At 62.8% G+C, this 26147-nt stretch carries 24 protein-coding genes and 1 tRNA gene; 11 read left to right on the top strand and 14 right to left on the bottom strand.

Annotated elements, in window-relative coordinates; all coding sequences use genetic code 11:
* The first annotated feature begins 19 nt into the window (after positions 1-19).
* Both purC and ACF8FB_RS07655 read left to right on the top strand, forming a co-directional pair.
* Positions 20-730, top strand: a complete 711-nt coding sequence (gene purC / locus ACF8FB_RS07660; protein WP_003254733.1) for a phosphoribosylaminoimidazolesuccinocarboxamide synthase — start codon at positions 20-22, stop codon at positions 728-730.
* 91 nt (positions 731-821) lie between these two features.
* Positions 822-911: transfer RNA gene (locus tag ACF8FB_RS07655), tRNA-Ser, on the top strand.
* Between the two features lie 98 nt (positions 912-1009).
* On the opposite strand, the gene ACF8FB_RS07650 is transcribed toward ACF8FB_RS07655, so the two are convergent.
* The 3 genes from ACF8FB_RS07650 to ACF8FB_RS07640 all read right to left on the bottom strand — a co-directional run bounded on the left by ACF8FB_RS07650 (position 1010) and on the right by ACF8FB_RS07640 (position 2388).
* Positions 1010-1360 (bottom strand): addiction module antidote protein, encoded by a 351-nt coding sequence (locus ACF8FB_RS07650; protein ID WP_350298196.1) that lies wholly within the window; start codon positions 1358-1360, stop codon positions 1010-1012.
* Positions 1361-1715: 355 nt separating this feature from the next.
* Entirely contained in the window at positions 1716-1988 is a 273-nt protein-coding gene (locus tag ACF8FB_RS07645) for a DUF3077 domain-containing protein (RefSeq protein ID WP_014590008.1), read from the bottom strand.
* A gap of 136 nt (positions 1989-2124) precedes the next feature.
* On the bottom strand, positions 2125-2388 hold the full coding sequence (locus ACF8FB_RS07640; protein ID WP_020193081.1) for a hypothetical protein: 264 nt from the start codon (positions 2386-2388) through the stop codon (positions 2125-2127).
* Positions 2389-3034: 646 nt separating this feature from the next.
* Between ACF8FB_RS07640 and ACF8FB_RS07635 the strand changes: the two genes are divergently transcribed.
* From ACF8FB_RS07635 to ACF8FB_RS07625, 3 genes are read left to right on the top strand one after another with little or no spacing between them, the layout of a single operon-like run.
* Positions 3035-3895, top strand: coding sequence for an SH3 domain-containing protein (locus tag ACF8FB_RS07635; protein WP_003254727.1), 861 nt, complete (start codon positions 3035-3037; stop codon positions 3893-3895).
* An 8-nt stretch (positions 3896-3903) separates the two neighbouring features.
* Positions 3904-5802, top strand: coding sequence for a hypothetical protein (locus ACF8FB_RS07630; protein ID WP_392510795.1), 1899 nt, complete (start codon positions 3904-3906; stop codon positions 5800-5802).
* Between the two features lie 10 nt (positions 5803-5812).
* On the top strand, positions 5813-7021 hold the full coding sequence (locus ACF8FB_RS07625; protein WP_392510793.1) for a hypothetical protein: 1209 nt from the start codon (positions 5813-5815) through the stop codon (positions 7019-7021).
* A gap of 95 nt (positions 7022-7116) precedes the next feature.
* Here the strand turns inward: ACF8FB_RS07625 and ACF8FB_RS07620 are convergent, their stop codons facing one another.
* Entirely contained in the window at positions 7117-7734 is a 618-nt protein-coding gene (locus ACF8FB_RS07620) for a LysE family transporter (protein WP_392510792.1), read from the bottom strand.
* Positions 7735-7924: 190 nt separating this feature from the next.
* On the opposite strand from ACF8FB_RS07620, the gene ACF8FB_RS07615 reads away from it, so the two are divergent.
* Both ACF8FB_RS07615 and mqo read left to right on the top strand, forming a co-directional pair.
* Positions 7925-8116 carry a YhfL family protein gene (locus ACF8FB_RS07615; protein WP_003254720.1) on the top strand — a complete coding sequence of 64 codons (192 nt, stop codon included), beginning with the start codon at positions 7925-7927 and terminating at the stop codon, positions 8114-8116.
* A 327-nt stretch (positions 8117-8443) separates the two neighbouring features.
* Complete coding sequence (gene mqo / locus ACF8FB_RS07610) at positions 8444-10081, top strand: malate dehydrogenase (quinone) (RefSeq protein WP_392510791.1); 1638 nt, start codon at positions 8444-8446, stop codon at positions 10079-10081.
* Between the two features lie 132 nt (positions 10082-10213).
* On the opposite strand, the gene ACF8FB_RS07605 is transcribed toward mqo, so the two are convergent.
* Positions 10214-10549: a helix-turn-helix transcriptional regulator gene (locus ACF8FB_RS07605; protein WP_221101109.1), complete on the bottom strand. Its 336-nt coding sequence runs from the start codon at positions 10547-10549 to the stop codon at positions 10214-10216.
* 49 nt (positions 10550-10598) lie between these two features.
* Here ACF8FB_RS07605 and xenA point away from each other — a divergent pair, with 49 nt between their 5' ends.
* Positions 10599-11690, top strand: coding sequence for a xenobiotic reductase XenA (gene xenA / locus ACF8FB_RS07600; protein ID WP_392511170.1), 1092 nt, complete (start codon positions 10599-10601; stop codon positions 11688-11690).
* Between the two features lie 123 nt (positions 11691-11813).
* Here the strand turns inward: xenA and ACF8FB_RS07595 are convergent, their stop codons facing one another.
* From ACF8FB_RS07595 to ACF8FB_RS07575, 5 genes are all read right to left on the bottom strand, one after another.
* Positions 11814-13061: an NAD(P)/FAD-dependent oxidoreductase gene (locus tag ACF8FB_RS07595; RefSeq protein ID WP_392511169.1), complete on the bottom strand. Its 1248-nt coding sequence runs from the start codon at positions 13059-13061 to the stop codon at positions 11814-11816.
* A gap of 2 nt (positions 13062-13063) precedes the next feature.
* Positions 13064-14641, bottom strand: coding sequence for an aldehyde dehydrogenase (NADP(+)) (locus ACF8FB_RS07590; RefSeq protein ID WP_392511168.1), 1578 nt, complete (start codon positions 14639-14641; stop codon positions 13064-13066).
* 151 nt (positions 14642-14792) lie between these two features.
* Positions 14793-15740, bottom strand: coding sequence for a dihydrodipicolinate synthase family protein (locus ACF8FB_RS07585; protein ID WP_010952391.1), 948 nt, complete (start codon positions 15738-15740; stop codon positions 14793-14795).
* Between the two features lie 42 nt (positions 15741-15782).
* Positions 15783-16709 (bottom strand): 4-hydroxyproline epimerase, encoded by a 927-nt coding sequence (locus ACF8FB_RS07580; protein ID WP_392510785.1) that lies wholly within the window; start codon positions 16707-16709, stop codon positions 15783-15785.
* 23 nt (positions 16710-16732) lie between these two features.
* The gene (locus ACF8FB_RS07575; protein WP_392510784.1) at positions 16733-18346 is read right to left on the bottom strand and encodes an APC family permease; all 1614 of its coding nucleotides are present in this window, start codon (positions 18344-18346) and stop codon (positions 16733-16735) included.
* 377 nt (positions 18347-18723) lie between these two features.
* Between ACF8FB_RS07575 and ACF8FB_RS07570 the strand changes: the two genes are divergently transcribed.
* On the top strand, positions 18724-19506 hold the full coding sequence (locus tag ACF8FB_RS07570; RefSeq protein WP_049588297.1) for an AraC family transcriptional regulator: 783 nt from the start codon (positions 18724-18726) through the stop codon (positions 19504-19506).
* Here ACF8FB_RS07570 and ACF8FB_RS07565 read toward each other — a convergent pair.
* Positions 19494-20381: a LysR family transcriptional regulator gene (locus tag ACF8FB_RS07565; RefSeq protein ID WP_010955266.1), complete on the bottom strand. Its 888-nt coding sequence runs from the start codon at positions 20379-20381 to the stop codon at positions 19494-19496. The two genes, ACF8FB_RS07570 and ACF8FB_RS07565, sit on opposite strands and share 13 nt — an antisense overlap.
* A 141-nt stretch (positions 20382-20522) precedes the next feature.
* On the opposite strand from ACF8FB_RS07565, the gene moaB reads away from it, so the two are divergent.
* A complete protein-coding gene (gene moaB, locus ACF8FB_RS07560; protein WP_003254698.1) occupies positions 20523-21041 on the top strand; it encodes a molybdenum cofactor biosynthesis protein B in 519 nt (172 codons plus the stop codon).
* A gap of 46 nt (positions 21042-21087) precedes the next feature.
* On the opposite strand, the gene ACF8FB_RS07555 is transcribed toward moaB, so the two are convergent.
* Both ACF8FB_RS07555 and moaA read right to left on the bottom strand, forming a co-directional pair.
* Positions 21088-21987, bottom strand: coding sequence for a bestrophin family protein (locus tag ACF8FB_RS07555; RefSeq protein ID WP_392511167.1), 900 nt, complete (start codon positions 21985-21987; stop codon positions 21088-21090).
* A 20-nt stretch (positions 21988-22007) separates the two neighbouring features.
* Positions 22008-23012, bottom strand: a complete 1005-nt coding sequence (gene moaA / locus ACF8FB_RS07550; protein WP_003254695.1) for a GTP 3',8-cyclase MoaA — start codon at positions 23010-23012, stop codon at positions 22008-22010.
* Positions 23013-23234: 222 nt separating this feature from the next.
* On the opposite strand from moaA, the gene ACF8FB_RS07545 reads away from it, so the two are divergent.
* Positions 23235-25565 (top strand): FdhF/YdeP family oxidoreductase, encoded by a 2331-nt coding sequence (locus ACF8FB_RS07545; RefSeq protein WP_392511166.1) that lies wholly within the window; start codon positions 23235-23237, stop codon positions 25563-25565.
* 109 nt (positions 25566-25674) lie between these two features.
* Here ACF8FB_RS07545 and ACF8FB_RS07540 read toward each other — a convergent pair whose 3' ends face one another.
* Complete coding sequence (locus ACF8FB_RS07540; protein WP_392510778.1) at positions 25675-26136, bottom strand: Lrp/AsnC family transcriptional regulator; 462 nt, start codon at positions 26134-26136, stop codon at positions 25675-25677.
* Positions 26137-26147: the final 11 nt, after the last annotated feature.

Here is a 26147-nt window from a genome sequence, read left to right as displayed (position 1 = left end):
AAGCAAGCGGAGCCCAATCATGGAAAAACGCGAAGAACTTTACCGCGGCAAGGCCAAATCGGTTTACAAGACCGACGACGCCGACCGCTTGATCCTGCTGTTCCGTAACGACACTTCGGCGTTCGACGGCAAGCGTATCGAACAACTCGACCGCAAAGGCATGGTGAACAACAAGTTCAACGCCTTCATCATGCAGAAACTGGAAGAAGCCGGCGTGCCGACCCAGTTCGACAAGCTGCTGGGCGACAACGAGTGCCTGGTGAAGAAGCTGGACATGATCCCGGTCGAGTGCGTGGTGCGCAACTACGCTGCCGGCAGCCTGGTCAAGCGCCTGGGCGTGGAGGAGGGCATCAAGCTGGAGCCGTCCACCTTCGAGCTGTTCCTGAAGAACGACGAGAAGGGCGACCCCTTCATCAACGAATCCCACGTTGTCGCGTTCGGCTGGGGCACCGCCGAGCAACTGGTAGAAATGAAGAAGCTGTCGTTGAAGGTCAACGAAGTGCTGAGCAAGCTGTTCGATGACGCCGGCCTGCTGCTGGTCGACTTCAAGCTGGAGTTCGGCGTGTTCCACGGCCAGATCGTGCTGGGCGACGAGTTCAGCCCGGACGGCTGCCGCCTGTGGGACAAAGAGACCCGCAAGAAGATGGACAAGGACCGCTTCCGTCAGGGCCTGGGCGACGTGATCGAAGCCTACGAAGAAGTTGCCAAGCGCCTGGGCGTGCCGCTGTAAGCGGCACGTTCACGCAAGCGCCTGATACCACGCGATTTTTTTGAAAAAAAGATTTGCGTTTTAAAAGAACGCTGGTATGATGCGCGGCATTGGAGAGATGCCGGAGTGGTCGAACGGGACGGATTCGAAATCCGTTGTACTGGCAACAGTACCTAGGGTTCAAATCCCTATCTCTCCGCCATACAAGATCAAGCCCCTGGAAGCGAAAGCTTTCGGGGGCTTTTTCGTTATGGAAGGCAAAGATTTACAGCCAGCATGCTAATTGCCCGAGCGCTTAAATCAAGAGCCCGGAAGCTTCTCGAGCGGCCTGACCGTGAGCTCTACACCTAAGGCAACCATCAGTTTTTGAATAGTAGCGAAACGGGTCTTTTCTCCGCCCTTCAGCGTTTTATAAAGAGACTCTCGATTGACCCCAGCGTCTTGCACAAACTGATTCACGCCCTTGGCTTTTGCCACTTCACCCAATGCATGCACCAGAGTCTCAGCGTCATTAGCCTTCATCGCTTCTGCCAGAAATGCCGCGATGGTTTCCGGGCTGTCGAGAAACCGGGAGGCCTCGAAGCGTTTTGTTTTGCTCAAATCCAGATCAAGGATTGGCATGTCTTGCGGCGAAATTTTTTTGCTCCTCATTTTTTACCTCGTAAAGCATCAAAAATTTCCTCTGCTCGTTTGAGTGAGCGGCTGTGTCGGCTTGCCGCTTTTTAAACGGAGTGGGTTGCCCATTACGCAACGGGTGTATACGCCTGCAGCGATGTTCGCCTCCCATCGTCGGCGCTTGGTTTGGCCGCGACGTGATGAGACTAGGGCGCGAGCGGAGCGCTGGCAACGGATAGCGCGGGTTTGCTGAGCGTTTGGGAAATGGACTACATGGCGGTAGAGAAGTCGCACTCCAGCTGACAGCGTGGGGGCTCGCTTAGGTGCGCTTGCGACATGATGCGACCGGTGAAGCCCCGGGATATTTTGCGTTTCCAGGGCTTCCTCGCACTTACTTTTTCATCATCCCCAACTCAGCATCATCCAGCAGCGCCTTGGCCATCGCGCTCAGGTAATGCGAGGCCCAGATCAGTTTCTGGTCGCCGTCCATCAGGCCGGTGATGATCAGGTCGCGCACGTAACCCATCAGTTCGGAAGCCTGTTCGCGGGCGTCCTGGCAGGGGATGCCGGGTTCGATGCGGAACAGCGGGTGGGTGTTGTTTTCGCCTTGGTAGAAGCAGGTCTTGCCGACTGTGGTGGGTTCTTTTGTGTTATCGGTGGGCATTGTTTTGTTTCCCTGGATTTTGGGTTGCCTGGGCTGGCCTCTTCGCGGGCTCGCCCGCTCCCACAGGTACTGTGCAGTGCGTGACGGCTGTGGTGACCCTGTGGGAGCGGGCGTGCCCGCGAAGGGGCCTGACCTGCTAATGCAAGGTGTAAGGCTCTGTGGGTAAATGCGGCCGCATCTGCAACTGCATCAACGCCGACTCCACCAGCCCCTGTACCGCTTCCATTTCATGGATTACGGCCTGCATCACGATCGAGCTGTGGGCGGTAGGTTTGAGTTGCACGGATTGGCGGGCCACGGACAGGGCGCAGAGTACGTACTCTGAGGATTGGACCAGGGTGTCTTGCAGGATCTGGGTGGAATCGAGGGCGTAGGGTGGATCAGGGACCATCTTGCGCATACACATCTCCAGGATCATTGGAGCTGCCGCAAGCTTGCTGTCAAACAAGAGGGTGGCAGCTGTACATGGGTTGACAGACCGAGGATCCCGGAGTAACTCGGCGCACACGAGGGTGCCCCACGTACAGCCGCCATAAACAGTGCACGTGTGCGGGATATCGTCGGCCTGTCAAAGCCGGCCGTTGATTTTGCAACGACGAGCCGAGACTAGAGCGCGACCAAATCCGTCGCAACCGTTTGAGCGGGTTGGCAGTATGTTTGGGAAACGCCCTACAAGGAAGGGGAAAATTCTGAGTACAAGCTGTAGGACGGATTTCTACTAATCAATCAGACAGGCTTCCTGCAACATTTTGTCTTGAACTGCCAATGGCACCTTGGGCTACAATGCGGCCCTCTGATACGCCACTCACGCCCAGGCCACACGCCGTAATGATTACGCGCGCTGGGCGATGAACTCTTCCTGACATGGATTCGTTGGATGCTTTGCGCCGTACTGGTCTCCCCCTGCGCCCCTCGCTGGACGGCTGAATTGTCGTCTGCGGCCAGTGCTGCACACTTTCTGAAAACCCCGCACAAACTCGAATGCTGCCGCCAACCATTGGCTGCGGTACGCGGCTGTGCGCCCCACCGAAAATGGAGTGCTCCACTTGCGTAAGAAATTCGTCGCGTCCCTTCTGGCGGTCGCCATCGCCTCTACCACGGCCTGTGCACAGCTCGGGATCAGCAAAGAGCAAGCGGGCACCGTGATCGGTGGCCTGGCCGGTGTGGCCATCGGCTCGACCATGGGCAGTGGCAACGGCAAGATCGCCGCCGCGCTGATCGCAGGTGGCATTGGCGCCTACGTGGGCAACCGCATCGGCCACATGCTCGATGAAAAGGACCAGCAAGCCCTGGCACTGCGTACACAGGAAGTGCTGAGCCAGCAGCAAACCACTGCCAGTGCCCAGCCAGTGACCTGGAAGTCCGACCACTCCGGCGCCACCGCGCAGATCGTGCCGGGCAAGGAATACACCAAGACCAAGCAGGTCGAGGTCAAGCGCGCGCCGAAGATCCAGGCGGTGCCGTCGATGAAGCTGATCAACGAGCCGTATGTGACCATCAGCGACAACCTCAACGTGCGCGCCGCGCCTAACCAGGCTGGCGAGAAGGTCGGCAGCCTGAAGAACCACACCGAATTTACCGCCGTGGGCTCTACCGGTGACTGGATTCTGGTCGGCCGCAAGGGTGTGACCGTGGGCTATGTGCACAAGAACTACGTCGAGCCCAAGGCGCAAGCGGTTGCCAAGCGTGTAACGCCAGCCGTCAACCTGGACGAGCTGGACGTTGCCGCCAGCAAGGAAACCCAAGGCTTCGACCTGGACTCGGTGCAGTCGCTGCCAACCCAGACCGTTGCCGCCGAAGCGGCCTGCCGCCCGGTCACCGTCAGCCTGAAATCGCAAAGCGGCCAGACCGAACAAGAGCAGAACACCTTCTGCAAACAAGCCAACGGCACCTGGGAACTGATCTGAGGAACTCCATGAAAAAGCACGCGCTCGCGCTGGCTGTGATCGGCGCTTGTGGTCTGGTACCGCAGGCGTTCGCCCACGAGCTGGCCTTTTCCAAGAAAGATAACATCAAGGTCGAAGTGCCCGGGGATGCCACCACCTGGTGCAAACCCCAGGTCGACCTGACCATTACCCGCCCGGCCTGGGATAACCAGGAACTGCTGTCGGGCCTGCTGACCAAGCTGCCGTTCGTGTTCGCCAAGGACTGCTCGACCGCCAAGGTGAGCTGGAAGGCGGTCGATGCCAAGGGCAACCTGTACGCCAGCGGCTCGGGCAATGCCAGCAACCTGGGGCTGGTAACTCTGGCTGCTGCGCCTGCCACTGCCGCCCCGGCGCCGGCTGCAGCAGTTGCCCCCGCTCCGGCACCTGCGCAGCCAGAAGCACCGGCTGCTGCTGCACCGACACCGACACCGGCACCTGCTCCGGCCCCAGCCCCAGCCCCTGCTGCTGCAGCGGCCCCGGCAGTGGTCGAAGCCGCACCTGCGCAGGCAGAACCCACTCCAGCCCCCGCGCCAGCCGTAGCCGCAGAGCCAGCCCCAACCCCCGAAGCCCCGGCCGCAGCCCCTGTTGTGCCGCCCGCTCCGGCACCTGCCACAGCAGTCGCCGCAGCCCCCACTTCGGACTTCGGTCGTTCGGTGGTCCTGGAAAACCGCAACCTGATGCAGGTAACGGACGGCACCGGCTGCAAATGGGTGCTCAGTACCTCGATCATCGGCGATGGCGACACCCTGTCGTTCGGCACCACCCCGGCCATGCCGTGCCCAGCGTCCGGCTTTGGTGAAGGCAGCTTCGACAAAATCAGCTGGAAGGCTGTGGGTACCTACCGGGGTGATAACTGGACCCGCGTTTATGCTCACCCGAGTGGTTTGATCTTCAACAAGCACCTTGAGCCTGCGGTAAAGGACAAGGCCGTTTCTTATCTCACGCCGCAAGCTGACCAGGCCGCGTTCCTGGTCGGCGAGATCCCAGGCCGGCAGATGAAGGTGTACCTGACGTTCACGCGCTCCAGCTACGGCGTGCTCCGCCCGTTCGGCAGCGACCCTTACTACGTCGCGGTCACCCCGGACGAGTCGTTTGCCCTGGACGCGACCAAGTACAAGGAAGCTGCGCTGGAAATCTTCGACTTGATCAAGACCACCTCGCCGACCACCACCGATGTGGCCAACCTGTTCATCATCAAAGACCTGTCGGCGATCTCGAACAACATCTGGGGCAACGACGCGCAGAAGATCACCCGCAACCGCATCGGCATCAACCGCCAAGGCCTGTTCTTCGATGTGCGCGACGGTGCCAACTGGGCGGTACAGCGCGAGCAGCAGCGTGTGCGTGAGCAGCGTCAGCGCCAACAGGAGCTGGCCCGCGTGCACACCCGTGTGCTGGAGCGTTACCAGCAGTTGCAGGACGGCATGAGCGACTTCAAGGGGCGCGAAACCGAGGCGTTGGCGCAGATGGCCGGTATCAAGGTGCGCTTCGCTTCGCCACTGGAGCAGCAAAACCCTGCGACCTCGGCCAGCGTAGTGCCGATGATGGTGCACGTCACCGGCAAGAAAGGTGACTTCTACAGCATCGACTTCCCGAGCAACGGCCGCCTGGTTGCGGACGAGGAATACAGCGAAGGCTGGTACGTGACCCAGGTGGCCAACGCCACGCCGTACTACCCGCTGGACGACGGCCGCGCCGTGCCTACCTACCGTGCCTACAGTGCCGGTGAGCCGGAGGCCTGCAAACAGGACCACTGTGCCGACCGCGTGTCGTTCGGCGCTGTGCTGGCCAAGGAATTCCCCAACGCCGGTATCGATTTCAGCTGGACCCCCGAGGTCTCCCAACAGTACGTGAACGACTGGAACAACGCTTCCGCCATGGTCCAGTGAGGCAAACACCATGATCAAACAGATGAACAAGAAGCAGCTGCTGATTGGCGGTGTGGCCGCAGCAGTGCTGGTGCTCGGTGGTGGCTATGCGATGGTCGCCAGCTCGGGCAAGAAGGCTGCGCTGGCCTACTACGACGACTTCAAGGAGCGCTATTTCCTTGAGGATGTGCTGTCTGAGGGGGACATTTCCTACTCGGCGTTTTCCGGCAACCTGACGGTAGCCGACCCGGAGATCCGCGTGGCGGCGGCGCAGACCAATGGCGCCCAGCAGTTCATGCGCGGCCTGTCGGGCTTGATGGAGTCCGTACAGGGTGGTTCGGCTGAAGAAGGCCTGGCGGGCTGGGCCAAGTACCAGCTCAATGTCAGCCGCAATGTGGCCGGGGTGTACCTGAAGGCTGATGCGCTGAAGCTGGCCCATGACGGAGACAGCAAGGATGGCAGCATTCATATCCAGTTGCTGGGCATGCAGATGGGCAACCCTTACGTTGCCAGCAAGGGGGCCGAAGTCGTGCTGGTGGCGGATGTCAGCGACGAAGTTCAGCCACGTGCCGAGCTGGCCGCCAATGGTCGGGCCGCCCCGTCAAACTTCACCTGGGGCGCCAACATGGCGGTGCGCCAGCCAGTAACCGGCGCGTTTCTGGTCAGCAGTACCGGTGACTTTGGTACCACGGTCGACCTGGACTTCACCATCAAGCGCTCCAGCGATGGCGAAGGCTCGATGGCGTTCGTGGTCACCCACCGCAACGACGGCTCCAAGGTGGGGGAGATCGTGCGCAAGGCCGACTTCCAGTCGCTGCCGGAACTGGACGATGTCGAAACCCAGCTCAAGAGTGCCCTGAGCGCGATGCTGATTGGCGCGTACAGCCCGTACACCGGCCAGGCGGTGTTGGCTGAAGCGGTGAGCGGCTTTGCCCGCAAGGCCAAGGTCGAGAACTACTCGGTGAGCTACAGTGGCTTCAAATCGCTGAAAGAGGCTTTCAGCGAATACCAGCAGCAAGTCCCCAAGGCGAAGTTCGCAGCCTTCTGCCAGGAGGTTGGGCTGTCGTCGTGGAGCAGTGACTTTGGCGCCAAGGCCAAGAACCACAGCGACTCGGAGTGCGCCATCGGGCAGAAGCTGGTCGAAGACGGCAGTTTCGAAGAGCAGTACACCTTCAAGGAAGGCAAGAGCCTGTTTGCGGCGTTGTTCGTGAGCAAGGCGTATCAGCTGGAAACCAATTGATTGGCTAATGGCTGAGTGAACAAGCCCCCGGGAACCCTGAGTTGCCGGGGGCTTTTTTTGCTGTCAGGTGTGCCTGGACACTGTCGGGCTTGGGATCAGCGCATCGCCGCCAGTTTGATGCCGAATCCCACCAGGCAAGCCCCCGCCAGCCGCTCGAACATATTGGCAATTCGCGGGTTGGCGCGCATGCGCTCGGCCAGTTGATGGGTCAGCACCACGGCAATCAGCCCATACAGGAAGGTCACCACCGCCACGGTCGCCGCCATGAAACCGAACGTCACCAGCCCTTGGTGCTTCACCGGGTCGACGAACAGCGGGAAAAACGCCATGTAGAACATGATCGCCTTGGGGTTGAGCAGGGTGATCATCATGGTCTGGCGCAGGTAATGGCCGTTGTCCATGCGGCAGGTGTGCGCTGCACCACCGGGTTTGCTCAGCAGCATGCGCAGGCCCAGGTAGGCCAGGTATGCAGCCCCCGCCCACTGCACCATATGAAAGGCGGCAGGGTAGGTGGCCAGCAGGGTGGCGACGCCGGCTACCGCCAGCCACAGCAGCACCTGGTCGCCCACGATCACGCCACAGGTCGCGGCCAGGCCTGCCTTGATACCGCCCTTGCCGGTGGCGGTGATCAGGGCGAAATTGCCCGGGCCGGGGATGGCCAGAAGAATAAGGAAGGCGATGACGAATGCGCCGTAGTCGGTGACGCCAAGCATGGTGAGTTCCTGTTGGGCATTGCGAAGGCAGTGCGCTGAACTATCGTCGCCAACGGCGCGCTTTTCAACCTGTTGTTGCACAGTTGCAAAGAACCTGTGCCAAGTGCGGCTTGGATCCAATGCCTGGAGTCTGTATGATTCCGCGGCCATCAGACGATGGTCGAAGATGATTCATTTAAAGGACTGAGTAATGAAAAAGCTGTTCAAGGCCACCGTTGCCGTTGCTGTCGTTTCGGGTGTTGCCCTGCTGTCGGGTTGCACTGGCCAAGTTTACAACCAACCGAAAAACTGCACCTACGACTACCTGTTCCACCCTTCGGTTTCCATCTCCAAGATCATCGGTGGCTGCGGCCCGATCGATAAACTGCCTCAGCAGCAGTAATCTTGGCGGTACCCTGATCGCGACGCTTGCGGCGTGATCCAAGGCCCCCGGTCATACACATGGCCGGGGGTTTTTGTTTGTGACGTGACAAACTGCCGCTGGGGCAACCGGTCGCCTTGACGCGTCTGCCTGCAATTTGTTTGTGCTGGCATTTCAGATACAATCGGAAAAACGATTCAGCCTTGTCGGTCAATTCGACCAAAGGCCGAGCCGTTTTCTGGTTCTCTGGCTGCTGAACAATGATCAACAAAAAGCCTGCGCTGAAGAACACGCTTTACCGGGGCCAGCCACAGGCCCTCACTCTGTTCTCCTGACTGGAATTGATCAATGTTCAAGAAAGCTGGCAAGACCTTGCTGGGTCTGGCGGTCGCTGCAAGCGTCATGCAAGCGCACGCTGCAGAAACCAAGAAAGTAGACGTGCTGCTGGTCGGCGGCGGCATCATGAGCTCGACCCTGGCCGTGTGGCTGCACGAGCTGGAGCCAAGCTGGTCGATGGAAATGGTCGAGCGCCTGGATGGCGTGGCCGAAGAAAGCTCCAACGGCTGGAACAACGCCGGTACCGGCCACTCCGCGCTGGCCGAGCTGAATTACACCCCGGAAGACAAAGACGGCAACGTCAACATCTCCAAGGCCATCGAAATCAACGAAGCCTTCCAGATTTCCCGCCAGTTCTGGTCGTGGCAGGTACGCCAGGGCGTGCTGAAGAACCCGCACTCGTTCATCAACACCACCCCGCACATGAGCTTCGTGTGGGGCGACGACAACATCAAGTTCCTCAAGAAGCGTTACGACGCACTGCAGGCCAGCCCGCTGTTCCGTCCGATGCAGTACTCCGAGGACCACGCGCAGATCGCCAAGTGGGTCCCGCTGATGATGGAAGGCCGCGACCCGAACCAGAAGCTGGCCGTGACCTGGACGCCAATCGGCACCGACGTCAACTTTGGCGAGATCACCCGCCAGTTCGTTGGCCACCTGCAGACCCAGAAAGGCTTCGAGCTGAAGCTGTCCAGCGAAGTGCAGGACATCACCCGCAACAAGGACGGCTCCTGGCACGTCGAGTACAAGAACCTGAAGGACGGTACCGAGTCGGCCACCGACGCCAAGTTCCTGTTCATCGGTGCCGGCGGCGGCGCGCTGAAGCTGCTGCAGAAGTCGGGCATCCCGGAAGCCAAGGAATACGCAGGCTTCCCGGTGGGCGGCTCGTTCCTGGTGACCGAGAACCCGACCGTGGCCATGCAGCACATGGCCAAGGCCTACGGCATTGCTTCGACCGGTGCGCCACCCATGTCGGTCCCGCACCTGGATACCCGCGTGCTGGACGGCAAGCGCGTCATCCTGTTTGGCCCGTTCGCTACCTTCTCGACCAAGTTCCTGAAGAACGGTTCTTACCTGGACCTGCTGAGCAGCACCACCACCCACAACGTGTGGCCGATGACCAAGGTGGGTATCGACCAGTATCCGCTGGTCGAGTACCTCGCTGGCCAGCTGATGCTGTCTGACGATGACCGCTTCGAAGCCCTGCGCACCTACTTCCCGAATGCCAAGAAGGAAGACTGGCGCCTCTGGCAGGCCGGCCAGCGTGTGCAGATCATCAAGCGTGATGCCGACAAGGGCGGCGTGCTGAAGCTGGGTACCGAAGTGGTGGCTTCCGAAGACCGCACCATCGCGGGTCTGCTGGGTGCCTCGCCAGGTGCTTCGACCGCTGCGCCGATCATGCTGAACGTGCTGGAAACCGTGTTCAAGGACAAGGTCGCTTCCCCGGAGTGGCAGGCCAAGATCAAGGAAATCGTACCGAGCTACGGCACCAAGCTGAACGACTCGGCAGCGGCCACCCAGAAAGAGTGGAACTACACCGCTGAAGTGCTGCAGCTGGGTAAACCGCCGGTGATCGACGCCAGCGTTGAATTCGGTGGTGCGGCAAGCAAGCCGGTCGAGAGCAAGCCTGAGAACGACATGGCGCTGTAACCGGCCATTGTTGTGAAAGAAAGCCACGGGGGAGACCTCGTGGCTTTTTTGTTGGCAAGCCCAGCACAACACTCAGGCTTATCGCCATCCCTGGTAGGAGCGGGTTCACCCGCGAAGAGGCCTGCACAGGTATCACTGCTGGCGCAGTATGCACTCCAGCAACCCCGGGAACCGCTTATCCAGCATCTCGCTACGCAGCGAATTCATATGGGTAGTCCCCACATTGCGGGTTTGCACCAGCCCTGCATCACGCAACACACGGAAGTGGTGGGACATGCTCGACTTCGGCCGGCCTCCGTCCAGCTCGCCACAGCTGGCCTCGGCCACGCCGGCCAGGTGGCGGACGATTTCCAGGCGCACGGGGTCGCTGAGCGCATAGAGCAGGCGTTCAAGAATGAGGTCGTCGGGGTTGGGATGTTTATAGGCTCGCATGGTTGACATGATAACGGGGGTTTCATTAATTGCCATAGTTCGATTATGATCGAACAACAGTATTCAAATGAACCCGGAGTTTCCCATGTCCGCACTGTTCGAACCCTACACCCTCAAAGACGTCACCCTGCGTAACCGGATTGCCATTCCGCCGATGTGCCAGTACATGGCCGAAGACGGCATGATCAACGACTGGCACCACGTTCACCTGGCCGGCCTGGCCCGTGGTGGTGCCGGCTTGCTGGTGGTCGAGGCCACTGCTGTGGCGCCGGAAGGGCGTATCACCCCCGGTTGCGCCGGTATCTGGAGCGATGCCCACGCTCAGGCGTTCGTACCGGTGGTGCAGGCCATCAAGGCTGCCGGTTCCGTGCCGGGTATCCAGATCGCCCACGCCGGGCGCAAGGCCAGCGCCAACCGCCCGTGGGAGGGTGACGACCACATTGCCGCCGACGACGCGCGCGGCTGGGAGACCATTGCCCCGTCTGCGATTGCCTTTGGCGCGCATCTGCCGAAAGTGCCACGCGAAATGACGCTGGACGATATCGCCCGGGTCAAGCAGGACTTCGTCGATGCCGCCCGCCGTGCGCGTGATGCCGGCTTCGAGTGGATAGAACTGCATTTCGCCCATGGCTACCTGGGCCAGAGCTTCTTCTCCGAGCACTCCAACAAGCGCACCGATGCCTACGGTGGCAGCTTCGACAACCGCAGCCGCTTCCTGCTGGAAACACTGGCCGCCGTGCGCGAAGTGTGGCCGGAGAACCTGCCGCTGACCGCGCGCTTTGGTGTGTTGGAGTACGATGGCCGCGATGAGCAGACCCTGGAAGAGTCGATCGAACTGGCCCGCCGCTTCAAGGCCGGTGGGCTCGACCTGCTGAGCGTGAGTGTCGGCTTCACCATTCCCGACACCAACATCCCCTGGGGGCCAGCGTTCATGGGGCCGATTGCCGAGCGCGTGCGCCGCGAAGCGAAGCTGCCCGTGACGTCGGCGTGGGGCTTTGGTACGCCGCAGTTGGCGGAGGCCGCATTGCAGGCCAACCAGCTGGATCTGGTTTCTGTAGGGCGCGCGCACCTGGCCGACCCGCACTGGGCTTACTTTGCGGCCAAGGAGCTGGGGTTGGAAAAAGCGTCCTGGACCTTGCCAGCGCCTTATGCGCACTGGCTCGAGCGTTATCGCTGAGGCTTGAAGGGGCTGCTTTGCAGCCCATTCGCGGGCAAGCCTGTCCCCACAGAGACACCACAGGTGTCAGATGCTGCACCCTCTCTGTGGGAGCGGGCTTGCCCGCGAATAGGCCGGTAGAGGCTAAAACCGATCCAGTCGATATGCACCCATCTCAGGCCCACCCGCCTGCTCAGCCAACCGCCCCACCCATTCCGCCGTCACCGCCGCCTGGGTCAACCCCAGGTGCTGATGCCCAAACGCCAACAGCACCCGCCCATCGCACACCCTGTCGATCACTGGCAATGAGTCCGGCAACGAAGGCCTGAAACCCATCCACGGCGTTGCCCCTTCGACGCTCAAGTCCTGCCGGAACAACCCCTTGCTCAACCGGTGCAACTGCCAAGCCCGTTGCATGCTCGGTGGTGCCTGCAGCCCTGCAAACTCCACTGTGCCAGCCAGGCGCAAGCCTTCGGCCATGGGTGTCATGATGAACTTGCGCTCAAGCGAGGTGACTGCAAACGGCAGGCGCTGGTGCTCACCCGGCAACATCAGGTGGTAGCCGCGTTCGGTATCCAGCGGCACCCGCTTGCCTGTCAGCGCGGCGGTCAGTTTCGCAGAATGGGCGCCACAGCTGACAAGCACCTGGCGGGCTTTGAGCGTGCCCCGGTCGCTGGCAAGGCTCACGCCGGCACTGTGCAAATGCCCGCCATCGACCTGCGCCTGGACAAAGCGCACCCCGCAGGCCTTGGCCGCTTCGAACAGTTCGCACACCACCCGATAAGGGTCGATGAAGTGCCCGGTGCGCGGGAAGAACAGGCCGCCCAACAGTGACGGGCTGAGTTGCGGCGCCGCTTCGCGCACGGTTTCGGCCGACCAGAAGTCCACCGGCACCGCCTGCTGTTGCATGCGTGTGCGCAACGCCTCCAGCGCCTGGCGTGACTCAGGCTTCTCGAACACCAGCAACGAACCATCCTCTTGAAACAACTCGCTGCGCCCGATCGAGCCCAACAGCCGTTGCCAGGCGCCCAGGCTGCCTTCGTTCAGCGTGCGGATGCCCGCCACGCTGCGCTGGAACGGCGCCGGGCGCAGGTTGAGCAGCAGCCGGGTGAACCACGGCATGGCCTTGGGCAGGTATTTCCAGTCCAGGCGCAGCGGGCCCATCGGGTCGAGCAGCATGCGAGGCAGGCGCTTGAGGATCGACAGGTCGGCAATCGGGAACACTTGCTCGGTTGCCAGGTGCCCGGCATTGCCGAAGGACGCGCCCAGGCCGGGCGCCTGGCGGTCGACCAGGGTTACCCGACGGCCCTGGCGGGCCAGTTGCAGGGCACAGGCGACGCCGACAATGCCGGCGCCCACCACGGCGATATCGGTTTCAGCGGTTTCGAGCATGCTCAGCCTTCCCGTTTACCATCAAGCAGGCGCCGCAGCTGCAGCGGGTTGCCGTGTTTCAATGCCTGCGGCAGCAGCGCATCGGGGAAGTCCTGATAGCAAACCGGGCGCAGGAAACGCAGGATCGCCGCGGTGCCCACCGAGGTGGTGCGGGCATCGGAAGTGGCCGGGAACGGCCCGCCGTGGACCATGGCATCGCACACCTCTACGCCGGTCGGCCAGCCATTGACCAGAATGCGCCCGGCCTTGCGCTCAAGGGTGGGGAGCAGGGCGCGAGCGCTGTCGATGTCGGCCTCGTCCAGTTGCAGGGTGGCGGTCAGCTGACCTTCCAGGTGTTCGGCTACCTGGCGGATCTGCTCATCGTCGGTGCAGGCAACGACCAGCGACGCTGCACCGAACACTTCAGCCTGCAACGCCGGGTCGGCGAGAAACGCTTCGGCCTGGGTCACGAACAACTGTGCCTGGCACTGGTTGGGGCCCTGACCGGCTTGGCCACTGGCGATGGCCTGGGCACAGGGGTTGTCTGCCAGGGCTGCGATACCGGCCTGGTAGGCACTGAAAATGCCAGGGGTGAGCATGGTTTGGGCGGCGGCCTGCTGCACGTACCCGGCGGCTGCAGTGATGAACCGCTGCAGTGCCGGCCCCTGCCGGGCGATTACCAGGCCAGGGTTGGTGCAGAACTGGCCGGCGCCCTGGGTCAGCGAGGCGACGAAACCTTGTGCCAGTGCTTCGGCACGGGCTTGCAGGGCGGCGTCGAACAGGAACACCGGGTTGATCGAACTCATTTCGGCATACACCGGGATGGGCTCCGGGCGCGCCTGGGCGGCTTGGCACAGTGCCATGCCACCGCTGCGCGAGCCGGTGAAACCAACGGCCTTGATACGTGGGTCGCTGACCAGAGCAATGCCCACTTCGCGGCCGGAGCCATAAAGCAGCGAGAACACACCCTCCGGTAAGCCGCACTGCTTCACTGCTTGCGCCACTGCCTGGCCGACCAGCTCACTGGTGCCGGGGTGGGCACTGTGGGCCTTGACCACCACGGGGCAGCCAGCGGCCAATGCCGACGCGGTGTCACCACCGGCTACCGAGAAGGCCAGCGGGAAATTGCTGGCGCCGAACACGGCGACTGGCCCCAGGGCCACCTGGCGCTGGCGCAAATCAGCGCGGGGGAGGGGCTGGCGCTCAGGCAGGGCGCTGTCGACCCGCGCGTCCAGCCATTCGCCGGCCCGCACTGTACGGGCAAAGGTGCGTAGCTGGGTGCAGGTACGGCCACGCTCGCCCTGAATGCGCGCCTTGGGCAGGCCGGTTTCGGCCACGGCGCGGTCGATCAGGGCATCGCCGAGGGCCTCGATCTGTGTGGCGATGGTTTCAAGGAACTCTGCTCGTTGTTCGAGCGATGTTTCGCGGTAGGCATCGAATGCCGCCCAGGCCAGCGCGCAGGCCTGGGCCACGTGTTCGCCTGTGCCGCCGAGGTAGGCCGGTTCCAGCGCCTGGCCGGTGGCCGGGTCGATCGCGCGGATGGCCTCGCGGCTGCCGGTTACCGGCTTCTGGCCGATCAGCAGGTTGCCTGTGAGGGTCATGGAGCCTCCTTGGAAATCTAATGCAGATGCATGGGGGGATTACGACCCCTGTAGGAGCGGGTTCACCCGCGAACACCGGCGAAGCCGGTGCCATGCACCGGGTCGCCTGATTCGCGGGCACGCCCGCCCCCACAGGGAGAGCAGTGGCTGCTCAGGCGATGTTCTGCTCAGCCGACCAGCTGGCGTACCAGCTGCGGAACAGCGCGTACTGCTGTTCGGCATAGTTGCGCTGAGCGTCGGTCAGGACGTCGGTCTCGTTGAAGTGCAGGCTGTACTCGGTGTCGCCGTTGAGCACCATCAAGTGCTTGTAATACAACACCAGGTCGCAGCCTTCATCGAACGACGACAGTACCGCCAGCGCCGCTTCCAGCTCGCGCGCCAGGCGCCGGGCCCGGGCGTCGCCTTTGGCGGCCTGTTTGCTCAGGCTCACCAGTTGCAGCACTTCGCGCGGCAGCGCGTTGCCGATGCCGGTGATGGCGCCGGTGGCGTTGCAGTTGACGAAGCCATGCACCACCTGGGTGTCGACACCGACCATCAGGGTGACATCGTCATCCTTGGAGGTGATGTGCTCGGCGGCGTAGCGCAAGTCGGCGCCACCGCCAAACTCCTTGAAGCCGATCAGGTTGGGGAACTGGCTGCGCAGTTCGAAGAATAGGTCGGCGCGAGTGGCAAAGCCGTAGTAAGGGCTGTTGTAGATCACCGCCGGCAGTTTCGGTGCGGCAGCGAGGATGGCCGAGAAATGGTGCTTCTGGGCGATCAGCGAAGCACCGCGGCTGAGCACGCGGGGGATGACCATCAGGCCGGCGGCGCCAACCTTGGCGGCGTGTGCAGCATGCGAAACCGCCTCACGGGTGTTCACTGCGCCCGTGCCGACGATGGTCGGGATGCCGGCCGCCACCAGGCGCGCCACGCCCTCCTGGCGCTCGGCCTCTGTCAGCAGCGGCCAGTCACCCATCGAGCCGCAGTACACCACCGCGCTCATGCCGGCCTCGATCAGCTCGCGGCCCTTGCGCACCAGGGCGTCGAAGTCCGGTTTGCGCTCGGCGGTGCACGGGGTCATCAGGGCAGGCATGGTGCCGGTGAAGATGTTGTCATTCATTGTTGTCACTCCTGGCAAAGTTCAGTCGGGAAAAGACCGGGGTCAGATGCCCCAGGCGAAAGGGTCTTGTTCGTCGATCAGCAGGGTGCTGTCGGCGGTCATGTAGGCGCGGCCGGTGATGAACGGGCGAATGCGTTCGCCGTCGCGCGCGTAGCGGCCATGGAACTGGCTGCCGGTGATGCTGGCCTGCACCCAGGTCTGGCCTTCGGCAAGCTTGCCGTCGGCGGCCAGGCAGGCCAGCTTGGCGCTGGTGCCTGTGCCGCACGGGGAGCGGTCGTAGGCCTTGCCGGGGCACATCACGAAGTTGCGGCTATCGGCGTTGGGGTCGTCGGCGAACAGCTCGATGTGGTCGATGGGCGCGCCGTTTTCGCCGGTGACGCCCTGGGTTTCCAGGGCCTTGAGCATGGCCCAGGTGTACTCGGTCAGCGCCTCGCGGTTATCCAGCTCGATGCGCTGGCCGTGTTCGGACACAAGGAAAAACCAGTTGCCGCCCCAGGCGATGTCGCCGCGCACCACGCCATGACCGGGCACGTCCACCGCCACATGCTGGCGGTAGCGGTAGGAGGGCACGTTGGCGACAGTGATGGCGCCATCTTCGTGCAGGGTGGCGCTGACCTGGCCGACCGGGGTGTCGATCTTGTGCACACCCGGTGCGATCAGGCCCAGGTACTGCAACGAGGCGACCAGGCCGATGGTGCCGTGGCCGCACATGTTCAGGTAACCGGCGTTGTTGAAGAAGATCACCCCGCAGGTGGCGTCGGCCGACACTGGCGGGCAGTACAGTGCGCCAACCAGCACATCGTTGCCGCGTGGCTCCAGCAGGCAGGCGCGGCGCCACCGGTCGTGCAGCTCGCGCAGTTCGTCACGCTGTTGGGCCATGCTTCGGCCGTGCAGTTGCGGAAAGCCCTTCATCACCAGGCGGGTCGGTTCGCCGCCAGTGTGGGAGTCGATGACGTGAATCTGTTTCATGGGCTTGTCCCTTGCGTAAAAGATCAGGAAGCGACGGCAGCAGGGCGGCCGGTAGTGGTTTCAGCGCAGGCTTCGCTTTCGTCCTCGCCTTCCAGGCGCACCAGGTGGGCAGGCACGCCAGTGGCCGCGCCCCAGTAGTAGATGCCCAGCGCGCAGGCCGCCACGACCACGGTGTCGAATGGGTGGCCGATGACGCCCAAGCCGCCGAAGCTGCCCAGCCACGACAGCAGGATGGTCAGCGCATAGAACCCGATCAGCCATGCCGACGAGCGAACTTGCTGGGCCAGTGAAAGGTGCTGGGTGGGTACGAAACGGCTGCACAGCAGGTACAGCACGAACATCACGATCTGCAGGGCCAGCAGCCACGACACGGTGTTCCAGCCCGACCAGTACACGATCAGCGCGGCGATGATGAACGACAGCGGGCCGAGTACGGCCATGCCCTTGACCCGGAACGGGCGCGGCATGTGTGGTGCATTGCGGCGCAGGGCGGCGACGCTCACCGGGGCCACGGCGTAGCTCAGCACCAGGGCGGCGGACACCACGTTGATCAGCGCTTCCCACGACGGGAACGGCAGGGTCCAGAACACCGACAGGCCAAATGTCAGCCACAGGGCCGGGCGCGGGATGCCGGACTCTGCATCGATGCGGGTGAAGTACTTGAAGAAGGTGCCGGTCTGCGCCCAGCCATAGATCACGCGCGGGGTGGCGTTCATGTAGATGTTGCCGCAGCCGCTTGGCGAGATCACTGCGTCGGCCACCACCAGGTAGGCCAGCCAGCCCACACCCAGCGCCAGGGCGATGTCACGGTAGGGCAGGGCCAGTTCCTTGGTCACGCTGGCCCAGCCGTTGGCCAACATTTCGGTCGGCACGCTGCCAAGGAAGGCCAGTTGCAGCAAGGCGTAGATCGCGGTGGACAGCAACACCGAAAGAATCAGCGCAATCGGGATGGTGCGCTGCGGGTTCTTGACCTCGCTGGCCACCGAAATGATCGGCGTCAGGCCCAGGTAGGCGAAGATGATGCCGCCGGCGGATACGGCCATTTCCACCCCGGACAGGCCGAACGGGGCAAAGCCCTGGACCTCGAAGTTTTCCGGTTTGAAGAAGGTGAACAGTACGCCGATCACCAGCAGCGGCACGATGAACTTGAACACGCTGACCAGGTTGTTGGCCTTGGCGAAGGTTTTCACGCTGCGGTAGTTGAGGAAGAAGAACAGCCCCAGCAGGGCGAACTGCACCAGCCAGCCGAGCACGGTTGGGTCGCTGGAGCCGGCCTTGGTCAGCCCAGGGAACCAGGCGGCGGCGTATTGGCGTGAGGCGACCACTTCGATGGCGATCAGGCTGGAAAAGGCGATCAGGGTGATGAAACCCATCAGGTAGCCGAGCAGTGGGCCGTGCGAGTACACCGGGTAGCGCACCACGCCACCGGCACGTGGCAGGGCGGCGCCCAGCTCGCAGTAGACGATGCCCAGCAGCAGTACGGCGAACCCGCCAAGGAACCAGGAGAGGATGCCGGCCGGGCCGGCGATGGCCGAGACGTGGCTGGCGGCAAACAGCCAGCCGGAGCCGAAGATGGCGCCTAGGCCGATGAAGGTGAGGTCCAGCAGTGATAACTGTTTTTTGAATTTGCCTGACATGGGTTCGCCTTTTTGTTGGTTATTGGATAGGCAGGTCTGATGTCACGAGATGCGGCTTTTTGGGCCGCGCTCTTGTAGGACTTGGGCGGCTTGCGTGGGACATAGAGTGGACCGATCAGGGCGGCGGTTCTTGATGGTTTTCTGCAAGGGGGATGACGAAATCGGCACAGTTGCAGAAAAACAGTGGTAAGGCGCAAAGCGTGGGGATAGGCTCAAAGCCATACCGGATAAGGGTTTGAGAGATGCAGTGCTAGTGCCGGCCCTTTCGCGGGTGAACCCGCTCCTACAGGTACGGCGCAGAATTCGAAATCTGTGGGGGCCCTGTAGGAGCGGGTTCACCCGCGAAGAGGCCGGCCCAGCCAGCAGAGAACCGACAGATGACCGACACCCCCCTGGCAACCCTCTACCAGTCCCTCGACCAGCACCGCCCCGCCACCCTCGAGGCCCTGCTCGCCGGCGTATCGCTGTTGCTGCCGATGCTCGACGCCATCCCCAACGCCGCAATCTTCATCAAGGATTCTGCCGCCCGCTATGCGTTGGCCAACAACACACTGGTCCAGCGCTGTGGCCTCAAGCGCCTGCAACCGCTGCTGGGCAAGACCAGCGCCGAAGTGTTTCCGGCACAGTTTGGCCCCGGCTATACCGAGCAGGATCGACGTGTTCTCAAGGAAGGCCTGGTGCTGGAGGACCAGTTGGAGCTGCACCTCTACGGCAGCCGTGAGCCCGGCTGGTGCCTGACCCACAAGCGCCCGCTGTACAACCCTGCCGGCGAAATCATCGGCCTGGTCGGCATCTCGGTCGACTTGCAGTCAGCCGCTGACAGCCACCCCGCCTACCAGCGCCTGGCCGCAGTGGACGAGCACATTCGCCAGCATTTTCACCAGCCGATCAGCATGAGCGAGCTGACCCGCATTGCCGGTATTTCCGTGGCCCAGCTGGAGCGCTATTGCAAGCGGGTGTTCCACCTCACGCCCCGGCAGATGATCCACAAGGCGCGCCTGGAGCATGCCCATCGCCTGCTGCATTCGGAGCTGCCGATCACTGAAGTGGCGATGCGCTGCGGCTACACCGACCACAGCGCCTTCAGCCGCCAGTTCAAGCAGCTGACCGGCTTTACGCCGCGCCAGTACCGCCAGGCTACCGCCGATCAGCTGGCCTGAAACAGCCCCCGCGCCTCGGCAAAGCATTGCTCGGCAATCGCCGAGCGCGGCTCGCTGCGGCGCAGCAGCAGCCCGACCGGGCTGTGGATGGCGGCGTCTGCCACCGGTACGATGCGCAGGTGCTCGCTGAGGTCTTCCAGGCCGCAGTCCAGTGGCATGATCGCGCAGCATATGCCGGTGTTGATGGCCTGGATAAGCTGGAAGCTCGAGTCGCTCTCAAGCACCGCATTGGGCTCCAGACCACGGCTGCGGAAGCTCAGGTCCAGCGACTGGCGGTAGTGCATGCCTTTGCTCAGCAGCCCCAGCGGAATATCGCCGAGCTCGTCCCAGCGCAGCCGGTCGCTGGTGAACTGGAAGTGCCGCGTATCGTGCAGCAGGCCCATGGTGGTGGTGCCCAGTTCGATCACTTCGAAAAAGCTGGTGTTGACCTGGTCCAGGTAGCAGATACCCAGGTCGAGCTGGTTGCGGCTGAGGCCGTCGATGACCTGTTCCGAGCTCAGCGAGCTGAGCTGAAAGTGCAGTTCGGGGTATTTTTCGCGCAGGGGCAGCAGCAGGTGCATGGGGTTGAAACTGGCCAGCGGCACCGTGCCCAGGCGCAGGCTGCCGACCACCTGGCCACGGCAACTGGCAGCCTCGGCCTGCAGGCCGTCATGGGCGGCGAGCAGGGTACGGGCCCAGGCCAGGATGCGCTCGCCGGCCTCGGTGAAACCTTCGAAGCGCTGGCCCCGCTTGACCAGCACCAGGTCCAGTTCGTCTTCCAGGTTGCGCAGGCGCATGGACAGCGTCGGCTGGGTGATATGGCACAGCGCCGCCGCCTGGCCGAAGTGGCGGGTCTGGTCGAGGGCGATGAGGAACTTGAGCTGCTTGATGTCCATGGAAGTGCCTGGCGTCTGGTTATGCAGACCTTAACCCACGTCTGCGATAGATGTCATTGATCGGCCGGTACGTCATATCGATTGGACGCCTCTGGGGGTATGCCTCTAGCGTGGTGAAAATGCCCTTCAAGGAGCTTCACCGTGCGCGTCCAACTTGATGCGGTCTTCGTACCGCTGAACATCGCCGTGCTGACTGTCAGCGACACCCGTACCTACGACAACGATACTTCCGGCGCGCTGCTGGCCAACCGCTCGGTCGAGGTCGGTCACCGGCTGGTGGCGCGAGCGCTGCTCAAGGACGACCTGTACAAGATCCGCGCTCAGGTGGCCAGCTGGATTGCCGATGAACAGGTGCAGGTGGTGCTGATCACCGGAGGTACCGGCTTTACCGGGCGCGACAGCACACCCGAAGCGGTCGAGTGCCTGCTGGACAAGCGTATCGATGGGTTCGGCGAGTTGTTCCGGGCATTGTCGATTCTCGATATTGGCAGCTCGACCGTGCAGAGCCGGGCGTTGGCCGGGTTGTCCAACCGCACGTTGGTATGTTGCCTGCCGGGCTCGACCGGAGCCTGCCGCACCGCCTGGGAAGGCATTCTGGCCGAGCAGCTGGATGCACGGCACCGGCCATGCAACTTCGTCAAACACCTGTTGCCGATGTAGGAGCGGGTTTACCCGCGAAGAGGCCAGAACAGGCAACCACCCACCGTCAGCTCAACACATACCCCACCGGCAACAAGGCGGGAGGCAGCTGCTGTTCCCCCAATCCGGCCAGCACATCGCGCTCCACAGTCCGCACCATGGCATCGGTCGGCAGGTCGTTCTCATCGCGCCCGAACGGGTCTTCCAGCTCGTTGCCGATCGCATCCAGCCCGAAGAACGTGTACCCCACGATGGTGGTGAACAGCGGTGCCAGCCAGCCCAGCGGCTCGGCCAGGGCAAACGGCAGCAGCAGGCAGAAAATGTAGATAGTACGGTGCAGCAGCAGCGTGTAGGGGAACGGCAAGGGAGTGCCCTTGATCCGCTCACAGGTGGCTTGCACTTCGGTCAGGCCCGCCAGGCGCTGCTCCAGCAGGTTGTAGCGCCATTCGCTGATCTGTTGCTTTGCGGCCAACCGTGAACAGTGTTCGCCGATTTCACGCAGGATGCCGTCGCACACATTGTGCGGGCTGATCGCATCGGCCCGGGCCAGCCACGGCCTGGCAGCTGCCCGTTCGTCCTCGTTACGCAGCCGGGCATTTAGTGCATGGGCGAAACCACACAGGTTGCGCAGCAGTTCGGTGCGCAGTGTTTCGTCGGCAATCACCACGCTTTCCCGCACGAACGAGCGGGTTTCGATAATCAGTTTGCCCCAGGCCTTGCGCCCCTCCCACCAACGGTCGTAGCACGCATTGTTGCGAAAGCTCATGAAGATCGACAGCGACAGGCCCAGCAAGGTGAACGGCGTGGCGCTGACCGGGTAGAAATACGCCGGGTAATGCCGCTCGACCAGCACGATCAGCGCGGCCAGCAGTGTCACCATCAGGCAACGCAGGGCAATGCGTTTGACGATCGACCCCTTGAGGGTGAACAGCACGCGCAACACATCGGTGGAGGGTGGGACGATCATGGAAGTCCAGAGACGGCTGCTCAGCCGCCGGTCATGTTCATGAAGCGCAGGATCTGCACATCGCCACCGACTTCGAAATGATGGCGATAGGGCTTGAGGTGCAGCGAGTCGCGAATGGCCTTTTCCAGGCGTTCGGGGTTGCCCGGGTGGGCGCGCAGCACGTGCTTGAGGTCTACCGAGTGTTCGTTGCCCAGGCACAGCAGCAGGCGGCCTTCGACGGTGAGGCGCACGCGGTTGCAGGTGGCGCAGAAGTTGTGGCTGTGTGGGGAAATGAAGCCGACCCGGGTGTTCGCGGCTTCGGCCAGGCGCCAGTAGCGGGCCGGCCCCATGGACGACTCGGTCGATTCGACCAGCGTGAACTGCTCGGCCAGGCGTGCCCGTACTTCATCGCTGGAGCAGAACGATTCGCCACGTTCATGCTCGCTTATCACCCCCAGCGGCATTTCCTCGATGAAGGTGATGTCCAGCTCGCGTTCGATGGCAAAGCGCACCAGATCGACCAGTTCATGGTCGTTGCGGCCTTTGAGTACCACGCAGTTGAGCTTGGTGCGTTTGAAACCGGCCTGGCGTGCGGCGTCGATGCCGGCGATTACCTGGGCTAGGTCGCCGGTGCGGGTCAGTTGCTTGAAACGGTCGGCATCCAGGCTATCCAGGCTGATGTTCAGGCGTGTCACCCCGGCGTCGAACAGCGGCTGAGCCAGGCGCCCGAGTTGCGAGCCGTTGCTGGTCAGGCACAGCTCGCGCAGGCCGGGCAGGGCGGCGATACGCCCGCACAGGTCGACGATGCCCTGGCGTACCAGTGGCTCGCCACCCGTCAGGCGGATCTTGCGGGTGCCCAGCGCGACGAAGCGCTCGGCCACCTGGAACAGTTCTTCGAGGCTGAGGATTTGCTGGCGCGGCAGAAACTGCATGTCTTCGGCCATGCAGTACACGCAACGGAAGTCACAGCGGTCGGTGACCGACATCCGCAGGTAGTCGATTTTCCGGTTGAAGCCGTCGATCAGGGCCCGGCTGTTCTGTTCCACGTTCGCACTCGAATGGGTTGGGACATGACTCCAAGCTATAACCTGGCCGCAAGGCCGTCAAATTGCTTTGCCTGACCGGTTGATCGATGGCCTCTATCGCCTGGGACAGCCCCTGGCAGCCATGATCGAAACCGCTTATCACGCCGTAAGATCTTTCGATTGGACGCCCCTTCCCACGCTCCATAGGCTGGAAAAAAGCATCGAAGCGTGAGGATTCATCGCATGAGCCAGGACGAACACATCAGGGACTACAAGGGCGCCGCTGCCGGCTGGGGGGCGCTCAAAAGCGTGACCAAGAGCTGGCTGGGCAGCGACAACGCCTTCAAGAACCTGCGGGCCATGCTCAAGACCAACCAGAACGGCGGCTTCGACTGCCCCGGCTGTGCCTGGGGCGAGTCGCCGGAAAGCGACATGGTCAAGTTCTGCGAAAACGGCGCCAAGGCGGTCAACTGGGAAGCCACCGGCCGCTCGGTCGACCCGGCTTTCTTCGCCAGATACAGCGTCAGCGCGCTGAAAGAGCAGACCGACTACTGGCTTGAATACCAGGGCCGCCTCACCCACCCGATGCGCTACGACGCCGCCACCGACCACTATGTCGAAACCACCTGGCAGGAGGCCTTCGAGCTGGTCGCCAGGCACCTGCGTGCGCTGCAGTCGCCGGATGAAGCCGAATTCTACACCTCGGGCCGGGCCAGCAACGAAGCGGCGTTCCTTTACCAGCTGTTCGTGCGTGCCTACGGCACCAACAACTTCCCGGATTGCTCGAACATGTGCCACGAAGCCAGCGGCGCGGGCATGTCGGAAACCCTCGGGGTGGGCAAGGGCACCGTGGTGTTCCACGATCTGGAGCTGGCCGACGCGATATTCGTCATCGGGCAGAACCCCGGCACCAACCACCCGCGCATGCTCGAACCCCTGCGCGAAGCGGTCAAGCGTGGCGCTCAGGTCGTCTGCTTCAACCCGCTGAAAGAGCGAGGCCTTGAGCGCTTCCAGCACCCGCAGCACCCGTTCGAAATGCTCAGCAACGGCTCCGAACCGACCTCCAGCGCCTACTTCCGCCCGGCCTTGGGTGGGGACATGGCAGCAATGCGCGGTATTGCCAAGTACTTGTTGCAATGGGAGCGCGAGGCACAGGCCAAGGGCGAGCCGGCGGTGTTCGACCATGCCTTCATCGCCGAGCACACCAGCGGCGTCGACGATTACCTGGCGGCGGTGGATGCCACGTCCTGGGAGCACATCGTCAAACAGTCGGGCTTGACCCTGGCCGAGATCGAGCTGGCCGCCCGCATGTACCGCAAGGCCGAGCGGGTCATCATGTGCTGGGCCATGGGCGTCACCCAGCACCGCCATTCGGTGCCGACCGTGCAGGAAATCGTCAACCTGCAGCTGCTGCGTGGCAACGTCGGCAAACCCGGCGCAGGCCTGTCGCCGGTGCGTGGCCACAGCAACGTGCAGGGTGACCGTACCATGGGCATTGACGAGAAGCCGTCGGCGGCGCTACTCGATGCCATCGAACAACGCTTCCAGTTCAGTGTGCCGCGTACCCATGGGCACAACGCGGTGTTGGCCATCAAGGCTATGGAAGAGGGGCGGGCCAAGGTGTTCATCGGCCTGGGCGGCAACTTTGCCCAAGCCACCCCGGACACCGCGCGCACCCACGCGGCGCTGCAGAACTGCGCGTTGACCGTGCAGATTTCCACCAAGCTCAACCGCTCGCACCTGGTCACCGGCCGCGATGCGCTGATCCTGCCGTGCCTGGGCCGTACCGAAATCGACCTGCAGGCCGAAGGGCCGCAAGGCGTGACCGTGGAGGACACCTTCAGCATGGTGCACATCTCCCACGGCCAGTTGCGCCCGCGCTCGCCGCATATGCGCTCGGAACCTTGGATCATTGCCGGTATGGCCAAGGCCACGCTGGGCAACCAGCCGATCGACTGGGAGCATGCGGTGGCCGATTACAACCGCATTCGCGACATGATCGCTGACGTGATTCCGGGCTTTACCGGTTTCAATGAACGTTTGAACAGCCCCGGCGGGTTCCACCTTGGCAACAATGCCGCCGATCGCAACTTCCGCACGGCCACGGGCAAGGCCCGCTTCATGCCCCACGCGCTGCCCGAGGAACTGGTGAACGCCAAGGTACTGGCCCGTGGTGACAAGCCCGACCTGATTTTGCAGACCCTGCGTTCGCACGACCAGTACAACACCACCCTGTATGGCCTGGACGACCGTTACCGTGGGGTGTTCGGCCTGCGTGAGGTGGTGTTCGTCAATGAGGCGGACATCCGTCGCCTGGGCTTCGAACCGGGTGAGCAGGTGGACCTTGTGTCGTTGTGGGAGGATGGCGTGGAGCGGCGGGTGTCGGGGTTCCGCCTGGTGGCGTATGACGTGCCCGAGGGGCAGGCGGCGGCGTATTACCCGGAAACCAACCCGTTGGTACCGCTGGAAAGTTATGGTGAGGGGACCTATACCCCGACCTCGAAATTCGTGGCGATCAAGGTCGAAAAGGCCAAGGCGGGGAACCGCATTGCGGCGGTGCTGGCCTCGGATTGATGGGGGGGCTGTACCGGCCTCTTCGCGGGTGAACCCGCTCCTACGGGACCCCACAGCGCTTGAGGTTGAGGTGATCCTGTGAGGTTGCCCGCGAAGAATCCAGCACCGGTCAGGCGCGATGCACCGGGTAAGCCGTGGTGTACTTCATCTGCTCCATGGCAAAACTGGAGGTGATGTTCGATAGCCCTTCGGTACGGGTAATCAGCTTTTTGTAGAACCGGTCATACGCCGCAATATCACCCACCACCACCCGCAGCATGTAGTCCCAGTCCCCGGACATGCGGTAGCACTCCATCACTTCCTCGAACCCGGTCACGGTCGCAGCAAACTGCTCCAGCCAGGCGCTGTCGTGGCGTTGGGTCTTGAGCTGGACGAACACGGTGAGCCCCAACCCCAGCCGTTCGGGGTCCAGCAGGGCGACGCGGCCGAGGATGTAGCCGTATTCTTCCAGGCGCTTGACCCGCTTCCAGCACGGTGTGGTGGACAGGTTGACGGCCTCGGCCAGGTCCTTCAGCGAGATCGAGGCATCACGCTGTAGCAGGGTAAGAATGTGCTGGTCGAAACTGTCCATATCGCGCGCTG

The organism is Pseudomonas sp. yb_2 (assembly GCF_043103905.1).
Lineage (GTDB): Bacteria > Pseudomonadota > Gammaproteobacteria > Pseudomonadales > Pseudomonadaceae > Aquipseudomonas > Aquipseudomonas alloputida.
The sequence above is the reverse complement of the archived record's forward strand: the minus strand, read 5'-3'. Positions and strand labels throughout refer to the sequence as shown.

Excerpts from the sequence above, each read along its gene's own strand:
- ACF8FB_RS07545 (WP_392511166.1), top strand. The coding sequence starts at position 23,235 with ATGAGCCAGGACGAACACATCAGGGACTACAAGGGCGCCGCTGCCGGC.
- ACF8FB_RS07575 (WP_392510784.1), bottom strand. The coding sequence starts at position 18,346 with ATGTCAGGCAAATTCAAAAAACAGTTATCACTGCTGGACCTCACCTTC.
- ACF8FB_RS07625 (WP_392510793.1), top strand. The coding sequence starts at position 5,813 with ATGATCAAACAGATGAACAAGAAGCAGCTGCTGATTGGCGGTGTGGCC.
- ACF8FB_RS07540 (WP_392510778.1), bottom strand. The coding sequence starts at position 26,136 with ATGGACAGTTTCGACCAGCACATTCTTACCCTGCTACAGCGTGATGCC.
- xenA (WP_392511170.1), top strand. The coding sequence starts at position 10,599 with ATGTCCGCACTGTTCGAACCCTACACCCTCAAAGACGTCACCCTGCGT.
- ACF8FB_RS07650 (WP_350298196.1), bottom strand. The coding sequence starts at position 1,360 with ATGAGGAGCAAAAAAATTTCGCCGCAAGACATGCCAATCCTTGATCTG.
- purC (WP_003254733.1), top strand. The coding sequence starts at position 20 with ATGGAAAAACGCGAAGAACTTTACCGCGGCAAGGCCAAATCGGTTTAC.
- ACF8FB_RS07615 (WP_003254720.1), top strand. The coding sequence starts at position 7,925 with ATGAAAAAGCTGTTCAAGGCCACCGTTGCCGTTGCTGTCGTTTCGGGT.
- ACF8FB_RS07590 (WP_392511168.1), bottom strand. The coding sequence starts at position 14,641 with ATGACCCTCACAGGCAACCTGCTGATCGGCCAGAAGCCGGTAACCGGC.
- ACF8FB_RS07595 (WP_392511169.1), bottom strand. The coding sequence starts at position 13,061 with ATGCTCGAAACCGCTGAAACCGATATCGCCGTGGTGGGCGCCGGCATT.
- ACF8FB_RS07555 (WP_392511167.1), bottom strand. The coding sequence starts at position 21,987 with ATGATCGTCCCACCCTCCACCGATGTGTTGCGCGTGCTGTTCACCCTC.
- ACF8FB_RS07645 (WP_014590008.1), bottom strand. The coding sequence starts at position 1,988 with ATGCCCACCGATAACACAAAAGAACCCACCACAGTCGGCAAGACCTGC.
- ACF8FB_RS07585 (WP_010952391.1), bottom strand. The coding sequence starts at position 15,740 with ATGAATGACAACATCTTCACCGGCACCATGCCTGCCCTGATGACCCCG.
- ACF8FB_RS07565 (WP_010955266.1), bottom strand. The coding sequence starts at position 20,381 with ATGGACATCAAGCAGCTCAAGTTCCTCATCGCCCTCGACCAGACCCGC.
- ACF8FB_RS07640 (WP_020193081.1), bottom strand. The coding sequence starts at position 2,388 with ATGCGCAAGATGGTCCCTGATCCACCCTACGCCCTCGATTCCACCCAG.
- ACF8FB_RS07630 (WP_392510795.1), top strand. The coding sequence starts at position 3,904 with ATGAAAAAGCACGCGCTCGCGCTGGCTGTGATCGGCGCTTGTGGTCTG.
- ACF8FB_RS07570 (WP_049588297.1), top strand. The coding sequence starts at position 18,724 with ATGACCGACACCCCCCTGGCAACCCTCTACCAGTCCCTCGACCAGCAC.
- mqo (WP_392510791.1), top strand. The coding sequence starts at position 8,444 with ATGTTCAAGAAAGCTGGCAAGACCTTGCTGGGTCTGGCGGTCGCTGCA.
- ACF8FB_RS07580 (WP_392510785.1), bottom strand. The coding sequence starts at position 16,709 with ATGAAACAGATTCACGTCATCGACTCCCACACTGGCGGCGAACCGACC.
- ACF8FB_RS07605 (WP_221101109.1), bottom strand. The coding sequence starts at position 10,549 with ATGGCAATTAATGAAACCCCCGTTATCATGTCAACCATGCGAGCCTAT.
- ACF8FB_RS07620 (WP_392510792.1), bottom strand. The coding sequence starts at position 7,734 with ATGCTTGGCGTCACCGACTACGGCGCATTCGTCATCGCCTTCCTTATT.